1 protein-coding gene and 2 pseudogenes are annotated in these 16,738 nt (G+C 55.8%); 1 reads left to right on the plus strand and 2 read right to left on the minus strand.

What is annotated here, in order from left to right:
* Positions 1 to 120 precede the first annotated feature (120 nt).
* Together KGD89_RS21550 and KGD89_RS26575 are read right to left on the minus strand one after the other, a co-directional pair.
* A pseudogene (locus tag KGD89_RS21550) lies at positions 121 to 14,952 on the minus strand (calcium-binding protein); the annotation flags it as partial.
* Between the two features lie 9 nt (positions 14,953 to 14,961).
* Positions 14,962 to 15,936, minus strand: a pseudogene (locus KGD89_RS26575) (hypothetical protein); the annotation flags it as partial.
* Positions 15,937 to 16,194: 258 nt separating this feature from the next.
* On the opposite strand from KGD89_RS26575, the gene KGD89_RS21555 reads away from it, so the two are divergent.
* On the plus strand, positions 16,195 to 16,545 hold the full coding sequence (locus KGD89_RS21555) for a hypothetical protein (protein WP_025261839.1): 351 nt from the start codon (positions 16,195 to 16,197) through the stop codon (positions 16,543 to 16,545).
* Positions 16,546 to 16,738: the final 193 nt, after the last annotated feature.

Consider the following 16,738-nt stretch of genomic DNA (forward strand, 5'->3'; position numbering starts at 1 on the left):
AAACAAAAAAACCCAATCATTACGAGCAAGTTCAAATATACGGAGCGCCATATTAATATGACGCTTCGTATACTCTGACATTCAGAAGTGCACCGCTACCGGCACACCTCTTCCTCAAACTTACTGCCAGTTAGCAGCCAGCACTGCCTCCAGTTGCGTTTGTTGCGCAGCTGTCAGGTTTCTCTCTGCACCGGCATCCACCCCGAATGACGCCATGCTGTCGACCAGGTTTTGTACCTGGCTGTCGAGCAAGGTTTTGCCATCGGCCGTTTTGAACTGATCCACCTGGTAGTCGTTGGCTGCATACCAATTGTTTACCAACACCTTGTCGTTGGTGTCGATGACACTGACTTCCAGATCGTTGCCACTGCGGCGGAACCACAGGTCCTCCAGGCTGACATCGGCACCGAACTGCAACACATCCGTACTGCTTCCGGTGTCGTAGTTGCTGATGGTGTCTCTGCCCGAACCGATGCCGAACTCGTAGGTGTCACTGCCATCACCACCGTTAAGGTAGTCATTGCCAGTGCCGCCATTGAGCACGTCATTGCCCGTCCCACCATAGAGCGTGTCGTTGCCGGCATCACCGAACAGGCTATCGTTGCCTGTGTCGCCATACAGCGTATCGGTGCCCGCACCGCCGAACAGGTTGTCATTCCCGGCATCACCAAAGAGACTGTCATCGCCGTCGCCAGCGCTGATGACATCGTCACTGGTGTAGCCACGCAGGGTCTGATCGGATGCATTGCCGAGCAATACGTGCGACTTGATGAGCGACTGGTTCCAGATCGTGCCATCGGCAAATTGCAGTTGGTCGATCTGATAGCCGCCCGCGGCGTCCTCGGAGAAGTGACTCATCACTCGCAGACTGTCAGTCGTACCGTTCACACGAATGATCAGATCATTGCTCTCACGAACGATGCTGACATCGTTCGCATTGAGATCAGCAAGCTTCACGGTATCGAGTTTGCCGGTACGGCCTTCGTGGGCGTAGTAGATGGTGTCCTGGCCTGCGCCTTTACCGAACAGGTAGGTATCGTCGCCGTTACCGCCGTTCAGTTGGTCATTGCCTGCACCGCCGTCCAGGACGTCGTTGCCGTCTCCGCCATAGAGCGTGTCATTTCCGACACCACCTTGCAGCCAGTCGTCGCCCGCATCGCCATTAAGCGCGTCAGCGCCAGCACCGCCGTACAAGGTGTCATTGCCACTGCCACCATTGACCGTGTCGTCGCCAGCACCTGCGTCGATCACGTCATTGCTGGACGTTCCCGAGAGGGTTTCATCGATGCCCGAGCCTTGCAGTACCTGGAACTTGATCTGGTTCTGATCCCAGAAACTGCCATCGGCAAACTGGATACGGTCGATTTGATAACCGCCAGCGGCGTCGCCCTGGAAGTGGTAGACCACTCGCAGACTGTCGGTGCTGCCCAGCACCCGGATGATCAGGTCGTTACCATCACGGCGCACGCTGACATCAGAGGCATTGAGGTCGGTGAGCTTGATGGTGTCGAGCTTGCCCTCACGACTTTCATAGGCATAGTAAATCGTGTCTTGACCCGCCCCCTTGCCGAACAGATACGTATCGTTGCCCTCGCCACCGTCGAGTTGATCGTTGCCCAAGCCGCCATCAAGGATGTCATCGCCGGTGCCGCCATTGAGCGTGTCGTTGCCTGAACCGCCCTGCAGCAGGTCATTGCCTTCGTTGCCGTTCAGGGTATCGGCACCCGCATTGCCGGCCAGAGTATCGTTACCGGCTGCGCCATTGATGATGTCATCACCCGCTCCCGCATCGATGACATCGTCACCACTGGTACCCGACAGGGTTTCTTCAGCTTCGCTGCCCTGCAGGACCTGGTTCTTGATAGCTGCCTGATCCCAGAAGCTTCCATCGGCGAACTGGATACGGTCGATTTGATAACCACCCGTGGCGTCACTCTGGAAGTGATAAACCACACGCAGGCTATCAGTACTGCCCAGCACACGAATGAGCAGGTCGCTACCATCACGCCGCACGCTGACATCCGCTGCATTCAGGTCAACCAACTTGACGGTATCGAGCTTGCCCGCACGACTTTCATAGGCGTAGTAAATGGTGTCCTGACCGGCCCCTTTGGCAAAGAGATAGGTATCGTCGCCATCTCCGCCATCGAGACGATCGTTACCCGCACCGCCATCAAGGATATCGTTACCAAGACCGCCATTAAGGGTGTCGTTACCCAGACCGCCCAGCAACAGATCATCTCCGGCTTCACCATTGAGCGTATCTGCGCCCTTGCTGCCTGACAGCGTATCGTTGCCACTGCCACCGTTGACGGTGTCGTCCCCGGCACCCGCATCGATGCTGTCGTCACTGGCGGTACCTGCCAGCGTCTCGTCGGCATCGGTGCCTTGCAGAACGGCGGACTTGATCGCTGCCTGATCCCAGAAGCTTCCATCGGCAAACTGGATACGGTCGATTTGATAGCCATAGGTTGCATCACTGGTGAAGTGGCCGACCACGCGCAGACTATCCGTGCTGCCCAACACACGAATGAGCAAGTCGTTGCCTTCACGGCGCACGCTGACATCCGCCGTGTTCAGGTCGGTCAACTTCACGGTATCGAGCTTGTCGGTACGGCTTTCATAGGCGTAGTAGATGCTGTCCTGACCCGAGCCCTTGCCGAACAGGTAAGTGTCGTCGCCATTACCACCGTCCAGCAGATCATTGCCTGCACCGCCATCCAGTGCATCGTTACCGTTGCCGCCGTAGAGAGTGTCCTTGCCGTCGCCCCCATTCAGCACATCGTTGCCATCCTCGCCATTCAAGGTGTCGGCACCGCTACCGCCCGAAAGGGTATCGTTGCCGCTGCCACCGTTGACGACATCATCACCCGCTGAGGCGTTGATGGTGTCATCGCTGCCAGTACCAGCCAGGGTTTCATCCGCTTCAGTGCCTTGCAGCACTTGCGCCTTGATCGCGGTTTGATCCCAGAAACTGCCATCAGCGAACGCAATCCGATCAATCTGATAACCGGCTGTGGCATCGCTCATGAAGTGATACACGACACGCAGGGTATCGGTCGTGCCGTTGATGCGAATCAGCAGGTCATAACCATCACGCGCTACGCTGACATCGGCAGCATTGAGATCAACCAGTTTGACCTGATCGAGCTTGTCTACGCGGCTTTCATTGGCGTAGTAGATGGTGTCCTGGCCCGAGCCTTTACCGAACAGGTAGGTATCGTCACCGGCACCGCCATCCAGACGGTCATTGCCAGCACCGCCATCGAGAATGTCATTGCCGCTGCCGCCGTAGAGGATGTCGTTACCCGATCCGCCTTGCAGCAGATCGTTACCCTCGTCACCGTTCAGGGTATCGGCACCATCACCACCCGCGAGGTTGTCGTTGCCAGCACCGCTACTGAGTGTGTCGTCGCCTGCACCGCCATCGATCAGGTCATCGCTGGCAAAGCCGGTGAGGGTCTGATCGGCTGGAGTGCTGGTCAGCACTTGAGCCTTGATTGCGCTCTGATCCCAGAAGCTGCCGTCGGCAAATTCGATGCGATCGATCTGATAACCAGCCGTGGCGTCGCTCATGAAGTGATAGACAACGCGCAAGCTGTCGGTTGTGTTGTTGATACGAACAACCAGGTCATAACCATCGCGTGCAACGCTGACATCGGCTGCATTCAGGTCAACCAGTTTGATGGTATCGACCTTGCCTGCACGGCTTTCATTGGCGTAGTAGATGGTGTCCTGGCCCGAGCCTTTGCCGAACAGGTAAGTGTCGTCACCGGCACCACCGTCAAGACGGTCATTGCCAGCGCCGCCATCCAGGATGTCATTGCCGTTGCCGCCGTAGAGGATGTCGTTGCCCGCTCCACCTTGCAGCAGATCGTTACCTTCATCGCCGTTCAGGGTGTCGGCACCTGAGCCACCGGACAGGCTGTCGTTGCCTGCTCCGCCACTGAGGGTGTCGTCACCGGCACCAGCCTCGATCAGGTCATCGGTGGCGTACCCCGTCAGAGACTGATCAGCCTCGTTGCCTTGCAATACCTGGGTCTTGATCGCGTCCTGATCCCAAGCGCTGCCATCGGCAAACTGGATGCGGTCGATCTGATAACCGGAGGTCGCATCACCCATGAAGTGATAAACCACGCGCAAGGTATCGGTCGTGCCGTTGATACGAATCACCAGGTCATAACCATCACGCGACACGCTGACATCGGCGGCATTGAGATCAACCAGTTTGACCTGATCGAGCTTGCCTGCACGGCTTTCATTGGCGTAGTAGATCGTGTCCTGACCCGCTCCTTTACCGAACAGGTAGGTATCGTCACCGGCACCGCCATCCAGACGGTCATTGCCTGCACCGCCATCAAGCACATCGTTGCCAGCACCGCCATTGAGGGTGTCGCTGCCCGATCCGCCTTGCAGCAGGTCGTTGCCCTCATCGCCGTTCAGGGTATCGGCACCGGAGCCACCGGACAGGCTGTCGTTGCCGGCGCCGCCATTGAGGCTGTCATCACCGGCACCGCCCTCGATCAGATCATCGGTGGCGTAGCCCCACAGAGACTGGTCGGCGTCACGCCCTTCCAGTACCTGAGTCTTGATGGTCTGCTGATCCCAGATGCTGCCATCGGCAAACTGGATCTGGTTGATCTGATAGCCGTAGGTCGCATCGTTGATGAAGTGATTGCTAACCCGGATGCTGTCAGTGGTACCGATCACCCTGATCACAAGGTCACTGCTTTCACGGGAGACGGTCACATCGCTGCTGTTCAGCCCGACCAGTTGGACGGTATCGACCTTGTTCTGCGCTGAATCATAAGCCGAGACAATATCCTGGCCCGAGCCCTTGCCGAACAGGTAGGTATCGTCACCGGCACCGCCATCCAGACGATCATTGCCCGCACCACCATCAAGTACATCGTTACCGGCGCCACCGTTGAGGGTGTCATTACCGGCACCGCCTTGCAGCAGATCGTTACCCTCTTCACCATTCAGGGTATCGGCACCGGCACCACCTTCGATCAGATCATCGCTGGCGTAGCCCCACATAGACTGATCGGCATCACGCCCCTTCAGCACCTGGGTCTTGATGGCCTGCTGATCCCAGACAGTGCCATCTGCGAACTGGATCTGGCTGATCTGATAACCATAGGTCGCATCGCTCACGAAGTGGCTGCTGACTCGAATGCTGTCCGTGGTACCGATCACCCTGATCACCAGGTCATTGCTTTCCCGGGAAACAATCACATCGCTGCTGTTCAGCCCGACCAGCCTGACGGTATCGACCTTGTTCTGCGTTGAATCATAAGCCGAGACAATGTCCTGGCCCGAGCCCTTGCCGAACAGGTAGGTGTCATCACCGGCACCGCCATCCAGACGGTCATTGCCCGCACCGCCATCAAGCACATCGTTGCCGACACCACCGTTGAGGGTGTCATTACCGGCACCACCTTGCAGCAGATCATTACCCTCTTCACCGTTCAGGGTATCGGCACCGGAACCACCGACCAGACTGTCGTTGCCAGCACCACCGCTGAGGGTATCGTCACCAGCACCACCATCGATCTGGTCATCACTGGCGTAGCCCCACAGAGACTGGTCGACATCACTGCCCTGTAGCACCTGGGTCTTGATGGCCTGCTGATCCCAGATGCTGCCATCTGCAAACTGGATCTGGCTGATCTGATAACCATAAGTCGCATCGCTGACAAAGTGGCTGCTGACTCGGAGGATGTCCGTGGTACCGATTACCTTGATCACCAGGTCATTACTTTCGCGAGTCACAGTGACATCGCTGCTGTTGAGCCCGACCAGCCTGACGGTATCGACCTTGTTCTGCGCTGGATCATAAGCCGAGACAGTATCCTGGCCTGAACCTGCGCCAAACAGATAGGTGTCATTGCCAGAACCACCGTCCAGACGGTCATTACCGGCACCACCGTCTAGCACATCGTCGCCACCATAACCGTAGAGCGTATCGTTACCGGCACCACCGGTGAGGGTTTCGCTTCCTTCCGTGCCGGAGACAGTCAATGCACTGACCACTGCAGGTGTGAACAGATTGGCGCTGATGTCTTCCTTGTTCCAGATCACCCCATCGGCAAATTGCACCTGATCAATGTTATAGCCGTAGAGAACGCTGGTGCTGAAGTGCGAGCTGACCCGCAAGGTTTCACCGCTGTCCTTGATCTGGATAATCAGATCATCGGACTCACGGCGCAGTACCACATCGTCGGCATTCAGGCCTTCCAGGCGAATCACGTCCAGTTTGTTGGCCGTGGTGTCGTTGTAGGCGTAGTTGTTGATGGTGTCCTGGCCCGAGCCCTTGCGGAATACGTAGGTATCGGAGCCGTAGTCACCACTCAACGAGTCATTGCCACTGCCTCCATCCAGAGTGTCGTTGCCATCTCCACCATTGAGGGTGTCACGGCCATCGCCACCGTTGAGGATGTCATCACCGGCACGGCCATTCAGGGTGTCGTTGCCCGACAGGCCAAACAGACTGTCTGCCGACTCGTACCCTGTCAGGGTCTCATCGACTTCCGTACCGGTCAGCAGCGCTGTACGAATCTGCTCATTGCTCAGCACCGTACCATCGGCAAACTGCACCTGATCAATGTTATAGCCGTAGAGAGCGCTGGTGCTGAAATGCGAGCTGACCCGCAGGGTTTCACCGCTGTCCTTGATCTGGATGATCAGGTCATCGGACTCACGGCGCAGCACCACATCGGCAGCGTTCAGGCCCTCCAGACGGATCACGTCCAGTTTGTTGGCGGTGGTGTCGTTGTAGGCGTAGTTGCTGATGGTGTCCTGGCCCGAGCCCTTGCGGAATACGTAGGTGTCGGAGCCGTAGTCACCACTCAACAAGTCATTGCCACTGCCTCCATCCAGAGTGTCGTTGCCATCTCCACCATTGAGGGTGTCATTGCCATCGCCGCCGTCGAGGATATCGTCACCGGCACGACCATTCAGGGTGTCGTTGCCCGACAGGCCGAACAGATTGTCTGCCGACTCGTAACCTGTAACGGTCTCATCAACTTCGGTACCGGTCAGCAGAGCCGTACGAATCTGTTCGTTGCTCAGCGTCGTGCCATCGGAAAACTGAATCTGGTCAATGTTATAGCCGTAGAGAACGCTGGTGCTGAAGTGCGAGCTGACCCGCAGGGTTTCACCGCCGTCCTTGATCTGGATGATCAGGTCATCGGACTCACGGCGCATCACCACATCGGCAGCATTCAGGCCTTCCAGACGAATCACGTCCAGTTTGTTGGCCGTGGTGTCGTTGTAGGCGTAGTTGCTGATGGTGTCCTGGCCCGAGCCCTTGCGGAACACGTAAGTGTCGGAGCCGTAGCCACCGTCCAGCGAGTCGTTACCGATACCGCCGTCCAAGGTGTCGTTGCCATAACCGCCAGTCAGCGTGTCATTGCCTGCACCACCCAGTAACGTGTCGTTACCGTCTTCACCGTTAAGGGTGTCGCGGCCGTCACCACCGTCGAGAATGTCATCACCGGCACGACCATTCAGGGTGTCGTTGCCCGACAGGCCGAACAGACTGTCGGCAGACTCGTAACCTGTAAGGGTTTCATCGACTTCGGTACCGGTCAGCAACGCCGTACGAATCTGCTCATTCGTCAGTACCGTGCCATCGGCAAACTGCACCTGATCGATGCCATAGCCATAGATCGCACTGCTGTAGAAGTGCGAGCTGACCCGCAAGGTTTCACCGCTGTCCTTGATCTGGATGATCAGGTCATCGGACTCACGACGCATCACTACATCACCAGCGTTCAGACCTTCCAGACGGATCACGTCCTGCTTGTTGGCCGTGGTGTCGTTGTAGGAATAGTTATTGATGGTGTCCTGGCCCGCCCCCTTGCGGAACACATAAGTGTCGGAGCCATAGCCGCCATCCAGTGAGTCATTACCACTGCCGCCGTCCAGGGTGTCGTTGCCATAACCACCGTTCAGCGTGTCATTGCCTGCGCCACCCAGCAGCGTGTCGTTGCCATCCTCACCGTTGAGGGTGTCACGGCCATCGCCACCGTCGAGGATATCGTCACCGGCACGACCATTCAGGGTGTCGTTGCCCGACAGGCCGAAGAGGCTGTCGGCAGACTCGTAACCTGTAAGGGTCTCATCGACTTCCGAACCGGCCAGCAACGCCGTACGAATCTGCTCATTGCTCAGCACCGTACCATCGGCAAACTGCACCTGGTCAATGTTATAGCCATAGAGAACGCTGGTGCTGAAATGCGAGCTGACCCGCAGGGTTTCACCGCTGTCCTTGATCTGAATGATCAGGTCATCGGACTCACGGCGCATCACCACATCGGCAGCGTTCAGGCCCTCCAGACGGATCACGTCCAGTTTGTTGACCGTGGTGTCGTTGTAGGCATAGTTGCTGATGGTGTCCTGGCCCGAGCCCTTGCGGAACACATAGGTGTCGGAGCCATAGCCGCCATCCAGCGAGTCATTACCAGCGCCGCCGTCCAGGGTGTCATTGCCATAGCCACCGGTGAGGGTGTCATTGCCTGCCTCGCCCAGCAGCGTATCGTTGCCATCTTCACCGTAGAGCGTGTCCTTGCCGTCACCACCTTCCAGGGTGTCGTTACCGGCACGGCCGTAGAGAATGTCGTTGCCCTGGGCGCCGGACAAACGGTCATCGCTCGCGTAACCGGTAATGCTGTCGTCGGTTTCTGTGCCAATCAGCAAGGCTGCTGTGATCTGAGCCTGATCCCAGACGACACCGTCAGCGAACTGCAACTGGTTGATCGCATAGCCATAGCTTGGATCGCTGTAGAAATGCGAGCTGACCCGCAGGGTTTCGCCCGTCTGACGAATCTGGATCACCAGGTCATCAGACTCGCGGCGGATGCTGACATCTTCCGTGGTCAGCCCCTCCAGACGCACAATATCCAGCTTGTCCGGCGTGGTGTCGTTGTAGGCATAATTGTTGATAGTGTCGCGGCCATACCCCTTGCCGAATACATAGGTGTCAGAGCCTTTACCGCCGTCCAGGGTGTCGTTACCGGCACCACCGTCAAGCAGGTCGTTACCCGTTCCACCGCTCAGAGCATCGTTACCTGCGCCACCCAGCAGCGTATCGTTACCTTCCTCGCCGGAGAGTGTGTCCTTACCGTCCCCACCGTCGAGCAGGTCATCGCCAGCACGGCCACTCAGGGTGTCATTGCCCGACTGACCGATGAGGTTATCGTCGCTGGCATAGCCAGTAACACTGTCATCGCCCTCGGTACCCACCAGCAAGGCTGCCGTGATCTGCGCCTCGTCCCAGACAGTGCCATCGGCAAACTGCAACTGGTTGATCGCATAGCCATAGCTTTGATCAGTGTTGAAGTGATAGCTGACCCGCAGAGTTTCGCCCGTCTGGCGAATCTGGATCAGCAGGTCGTCGGAGTCTCGGCGGATACTGACATCGCCGGTATTCAAGCCCTCCAGACGAACGACATCCAGCTTGTTGGCCGTGGTGTCGTTGTAGACATAGTTGCTGATGGTGTCCTGCCCGGCCCCCTTGCGGAAAATATAAGTATCCGAGCCTTTTCCGCCCTCAAGCGAATCGTTGCCCGCACCGCCGTCCAGAATATCGTTGCCGTTGCCACCGCTCAGGCTGTCGTTGCCGATACCGCCCAGAAGAGTGTCATTGCCCTCTTCGCCGTAGAGGGTATCGCGACCATCACCACCGCTCAGCAGATCGTCACCAGCACGACCATAGAGTACGTCGTCGCCTTCCAGACCGACCAGTTCATCAGCCGTCGCATAACCGGTAATGTTGTCGTTGCCCTCCGTGCCAATCAAAAGCGCTGAAGTGATTTTGGCCTGGTCCCAGACCGTGCCATCAGCGAACTGCAACTGATCGATCGCATAGCCGTAGCTTTGATCGCTGTAGAAATGCGATCCGACCCGCAGGGTTTCGCCGGTCTGACGGATCTGGATCAGCAGATCGTCGGACTCGCGGCGGATACTCACATCATCGGCGTTCAAGCCTTCCAGACGCACAACATCGAGCTTGTTCGGCGTCGTGTCGTTGTAGGCATAGTTGCTGATGGTGTCCTGGCCCGAGCCTTTGCGGAACACATAGGTATCGGAGCCAAAGCCACCGTCCAGCGAGTCATTGCCGCTGCCGCCGTCCAGAATGTCGTTGCCGGAACCACCGGTCAGCGTGTCATTGCCTGCACCACCCAGCAGAGTGTCATCGCCTGCTTCGCCGTAGAGGATGTCTCTGCCATCACCGCCATCGAGCACATCATTGCCATTGCGGCCATAGAGGGTGTCATTGCCTGCCAGCCCGGACAGCGTATCGGCCGTGTCATAACCCGTGAGGGTATCGTTGCTTTCAGTGCCATCGAGAAGGGCTGCGGTGATCTGCGCACGATCCCAGACGGTGCCATCGGCGAACTGCAGTTGGTCGATGGCATAACTCCAGTTGCTGGATTCAGCACTGAAATGCGAACGGATGCGCAGGGTCTCACCGGTCTGGCGAATCTGCACAATCAGATCATCGGACTCGCGACGCAGACTGACGTCTTCGCCATTCAAGCCATCGAGACGCACTACATCGAGTTTGTTGACGGTCGTATCGTTGTAAGTCGAGTTATCGATTGCATCGGAGCCAGCCCCTTTGGCGAAGATATAGGTGTCCGATCCCTTGCCGCCTTCAAGCGTGTCATTACCCGCACCGCCATCCAGAACATCGTTACCGTTTCCGCCACTCAGACTGTCGTTGTCGGCACCGCCGAGCAGCGTGTCATCACCGTCGTCGCCATATAACGTATCGCGCCCGGCACCTCCCAGCAGAGTGTCGTTGCCAAGGGCACCATACAGCGTGTCATTACCTGCCAGACCTTGAAGGGTATCGTCTGTTTCGTAACCGGTAAGCGTGTCGTTGAACTCGCCGCCCGTCAGCAGCGACGCCTTGATTTGCTCCACGCCCCAGACCGTACCGTCAGCGAATTGCAGTTGATCGATGGCGTAGTTGTAGTAAGTGCTGGCAGGAGAGAAGTGTGAGGAAACACGGAGGGTATCGCCGGTTTCCTTGATCTGGATAACAAGATCACTGGACTCGCGACGCAAGCTGATGTCGCCCAGGTTAAGCCCTTCCAGACGGATCACATCCTGCTTGCCCACCGCAGTTTCGTTGTAGACACCGTTGGAAATGCTGTCCTGGCCAGAGCCCTTGCGGAAGATATAGGTATCGGAGCCATAGCCGCCATCCAGCGAGTCGTTACCGCTACCGCCATCCAGCACGTCATTGCCATAGCCGCCGCTGAGCGAGTCATTACCTGCACCACCCAGCAAGGTGTCGTTACCTTCGTCACCATTCAAGGTGTCCGCACCGTTGCCACCGTCAAGCACGTCATCGCCTGCACGGCCACTGAGCGTGTCATTTCCGTCCAGCCCGGAGAGGTTGTCTGCTGTGGCATAACCTGTGAAGGTATCAGCACCTTCCGAAGCCTGAACAACAACAGACTTGATCTGCGCGCCATCCCATACGGAACCATCGGCAAACTTCAGTTGATCGATGGCATTGGTCGAGGTGCCTTCCTGGCTGAAATGCGAGCGTACGGTCAGGGTATCGCCTGTCGCCTTGATCTGAATGACAAGGTCGTCGCTCGAACGAGAGAACCGCAGATCGGCCGGATTGAGGCCGTCGAACTGGATGGCATCGATCTTGTCTGCCGCCGTTTCGCCGTAGGTTCCGTTATTGATAACGTCCTGACCATAGCCCTTGGCAAACCGGTAAGTGTCGGAGCCACGACCACCGTCAAGGGTATCGTTGCCGGTGCCGCCATCAAGGATGTCGTTACCGTCTTCGCCATTCAGGTAATCCGAGCCGGCACCACCATTCAAGGTGTCCTGGCCAATGCCACCGTTTAAGGTGTCGTTACCGCCATCGCCATTCAGAACATCGTCACCGGCAAGGCCATTGAGGGTGTCGCCTCCCAGGCCACCACTGACACGGTCATCAGAGGCGTACCCCGTAAGAACATCACTACCGTCGGTACTGGTAAAGGCAGCCATGATCTTGACTTGCTTGACGTTCCACTGCGTACCGTCAGCGAAGCGGATCTGCTCTATAGCGTATGGAGTATCGCCGTCATTCTGGAAGTAGCTGGAAACAGTAACTTTGTCAGTGGCATTTTTCAGCGAAAGAACCAGATCATTGCCTGACCGGGTGATGATGATATCGCTCGGCAGAATATCGGCTGCGAACTCGATAGCATCGGTCTTGCCCGTACTCGAATCGTAGTTGTTGATCGAGTCCTGGCCCCAGCCACGGCTGAAGCGGTAGGTATCGGAGCCATCCCCCCCTATCAGATAATCGTTGCCGATACCGCCATCCAGTTGATCGTTACCCGAATCGCCATACAGCGTGTCGTTGCCTTCATCGCCTGCCAGAGTGTCATTACCATCGCCGCCAGTCAGGTAGTCCGAGCCCTCGCCACCAGACAACTGGTCGGTACCAGTTCCACCGTACAGATAGTCATTTCCGGCTTCACCGAGCAGAGTATCGTCACCGGCTTCGCCCGAGAGACTGTCCGTACCGGCACCACCTTGAAGGGTGTCATTGCCTGCCTGACCATACAGGCTGTCATCACCCAGACCGCCGCTCAGGGTGTCATCAGTAGCGTAGCCCCAGAGATTGTCATTGCCGTCTGTAGCACTGACAGCAAAAGCCTTGATCTGATCAATACTCCAGGTGGTGCTGTCAGCAAAACGGATCTGTTCCAGTACATAGGGGGTAACACCATCATTCTGGAAGTAGCTGGAAATCGTGATCCTGTCAGTGGCGTTTTTCAGCGACAGCACCAGATCATTGCCTGAACGGGTGATGATGATATCTGTCGGGAGAATATCTGCTGCAAACTCGATAGCATCGACCTTGCCGGTGCTTGAGTCGTAGTTGTTGATCGAGTCCTGGCCCCAGCCACGGCTGAAGCGGTAGGTATCGGAGCCATCCCCCCCTATCAGATAATCGTTGCCGATACCGCCATCCAGTTGATCGTTACCCGAATCGCCATACAGCGTGTCGTTGCCTGCATCGCCTGCCAGGGTGTCATTGCCATCGCCGCCAGTCAGGTAGTCCGAGCCCTCGCCACCAGACAACTGGTCGGTACCAGTTCCACCGTACAGATAGTCATTTCCGGCTTCACCGAGCAGAGTATCGTCACCGGCTTCGCCCGAGAGACTGTCCGTACCGGCACCACCTTGAAGGGTGTCATTGCCTGCCTGACCATACAGGCTGTCATCACCCAGACCGCCGCTCAGGGTGTCATCAGTGGCGTAGCCCCAGAGATTGTCATTGCCGTCTGTAGCAATGACAGCAAAAGCCTTGATCTGATCAATACTCCAGGTGGTGCCGTCAGCAAAACGGATCTGTTCCAGTACATAGGGGGTAACACCATCATTCTGGAAGTAGCTGGAAACCGTGATCCTGTCCGTAGAGTTTTTCAGCGATAGGAGCAGATCATTGCCTGAGCGGGTGATGATGATATCTGTCGGGAGAATATCGGCTGCAAACTCGATAGCATCGACCTTGCCGGTGCTTGAGTCGTAGTTGTTGATCGAGTCCTGGCCCCAGCCACGGCTGAAAAGGTAAGTGTCGGAGCTTTCTCCTCCATAGAGGTAATCGTTACCCAGGCCACCATCCAGTTGGTCATTGCCCAGGTCGCCATAAAGGTAGTCCGAACCCTCACCACCCGATAACCGGTCGTTACCAGTACCACCGTACAGATAGTCATTTCCGGCTTCGCCGTGCAGGGTATCGTCACCGGCTTCGCCCGAGAGACTGTCCGTACCGGCACCCCCTTGAAGGGTATCGTTGCCTGACTGACCATACAGATTGTCATCACCCAGACCGCCGCTCAGGGTGTCATCAGTGGCGTAGCCCCAGAGACTGTCATTGCCGTCTGTAGCAATGACGGCAAAAGCCTTGATCTGATCAAGACTCCAGGTCGTGCCATCAGCAAAACGGATCTGTTCCAGTACATAGGGGGAAACACCATCATTCTGGAAGTAGCTGGAAACCGTGATCCTGTCCGTGGCGTTTTTCAGCGACAGCACCAGATCACTGCCTGAGCGGGTGACAACGATATCTGTCGGAAGAATATCGGCTGCGAACTCGATAGCATCGACCTTGCCGGTGCTTGAGTCGTAGTCGTTGATCGAGTCCTGGCCCCAGCCGCGGCTGAAGCGGTAAGTGTCGGAACCTTCTCCGCCAGACAGGTAATCGTTACCCAGGCCACCATCCAGTTGGTCATTGCCCAGGTCGCCATAAAGGTAGTCCGAGCCCTCACCACCCGATAACTGGTCGTTACCAGTACCTCCGTACAGATAGTCATTTCCGGTTTCACCGAGCAGAGTATCGTCACCGGCTTCGCCCAAGAGACTATCAGTACCGGCCCCCCCTTGAAGGGTGTCGTTACCTGACTGACCATACAGGGTGTCATCACCCAGACCGCCACTTAAAACGTCGTTCGAGGAGTAACCCCATATCACGTCATTTCCAGACGTAGGTACCGAAACGAAAGCTTTTATTTGCTCCAATTCCCACATGACACCATTGGCGAAATGAATGGCTTCAAGCTGGTAACTGCTAACCCCATCATTTGAAAAATAGCCATAAACCGTAATCTTGTCGGCACTCCCCCTAAGCGAGAGAACCAGATCTAAGTAGCTACGTGAAACCTCAATATCGGCAGGCGAAATATCAGCAGAAAATTCGATTACGTCACGTTTGCCAGTACTGAGATCATAATTCCTGACGGCATCTTGCCCCCACCCGCGGCTAAAATAATACTTATCTGAACCCGCACCACCGGACAGGTCATCATTACCTGCCCCACCATTTAGCAGGTCATTGCCTTCATCACCCGAAAGTCTATCGGCACCCACACCGCCAACAAGAATATCGTCTCCTACACCACCGTAAATTGCGTCATTACCTTCACCCCCCACCAAAACATCATTACCCTCATTACCGACAAGATTGTCTTCCCCCGCCCCACCGTGAAGATAATCCTCGACAACAGATCCTAGTTGCGAGTCATTGCTTGAATCCCCTATGAAAACTTTATTTACACCTGAATACAATTCTCTCAGCTGCAACTTCTGGGCATCTGTCAGTTCAGCCAACCAGATACTCAGTTGCTCACCCCACTCTCCATTCTCCATACCAATAGAAAGCTCTGACGCATCAACAATGCCCTGAACGGGGTCAGCGGCATGAGTCTCAATGAGTTTCTGGGTTATACGAGATGTATCAACACCTAATCCCTCGGCGCTGAGAGTAAAGCGCAGCTGCGACACATAATCACTTAACCGTGTCTGAAGCACCAGACTTGAATAAACCGAAGACGTCAGAGTATCGTAAGCCTTGTTGATCTGAGTGATCTGCTGTGCCTGAAATGTAAACATCTCCTCCGTGACATAGACAGTTCCAATTGGATAAGAAACAGAGCGAACCCCACCCGTTCTACGATCACCTGTGGAAGATGAAACAAATACCTGTTTCTTTTCCTCTTCACCTGACTCCTCTTTGGCGAACCTGAAATACTCAATACCCGTAAAGGCCTCAAGAATTTTGATCTTTTCGATCACAGCCTTAATTTCTAGCTGGCTGGCAGTCGGTTCACGAGATGGGATGGGCTGACCACCTGCACCGCCATTGTTACTGGCGATAAATTCATTATTGGGCTTTTCCCAAGAATAGGAGAAGCGAACCTGATAACCCATGGTAGAGAGGTCTTCTACCCGTTCGTCAAAACTCTTGAGCGTACTGGTGTCGGCCCAGGCAGCCACCAGGCTATCTATTAATGCAATCTGTCCCTGACGGCTGGTTGTCGACTTGTAAACGGCCAGCACATCCTGAAGATCGCTATTAATCATCGCTGCCTGCCGCAGATCGCGCACAGCACCGGAGCCAGTCATTTCAGGCAACGCGGCTACTTCAGAGCTGATCTCAATCGTGTCAGAAAACTCTCGATAAAAGGTATTCTTTACAAAATTAATGCTACCTACCGCACTATTCACAGACTCCCCGCTCTGAACGTCGGTATGCGTGTAGGAGCCTGTCGCGGTAATAATATTACCGTTATTTCCATAGCCGCTTTCAACGCTCTGTAACCCGATACCGGTAATTCCCAGCTCGTCTAGCGTCTTGAGCTCTGACGTCTGAGAAATACCGTCTTGGTTAGCATCACGCCAAACCTTGACCACGTTAAAGTTCTCATCCGCTACGTCAAAGATGCCGTCGGCGTTACTGTCCAGATCAGCCAGAGCTTCAAAACCGTTAGTGGCCTTGACACCATTGGACATCACCCGGTCCACACCAAACAACTCAGTACCATTATTGATAATGTTGTCGCCATTGAGGTCCATGACCAGCAAACCGTCATCAGAGCCAACCCACCCAGTACCGGTCTTATGACCGTCGCCATCATGATCGAAAACAATTCCGATATTGCTGGATACCGTTTCGATTCCGTCACCGTCAAGATCAAGAATCAAAGGGTCGACAAACTGAAGCGCAGCACTTAACTGGGAATACGTACCAAAACCGACTCCAGGATGTCCAAGTTTCTGTTTTAGCCACTCAGCGTGAGACAAGTCTGACTGCGATTCAATCCATTCGCCACGCGTTTTCATGAGTTGGCCGGTCCACGACCCCTCTACCAAGTTATAGAAAGTCTCCGCAATATCAGTGAGACTCTGACCTACAATTTTTGCACCT

Source organism: Pseudomonas cichorii (assembly GCF_018343775.1).
Classification (GTDB): domain Bacteria; phylum Pseudomonadota; class Gammaproteobacteria; order Pseudomonadales; family Pseudomonadaceae; genus Aquipseudomonas; species Aquipseudomonas cichorii.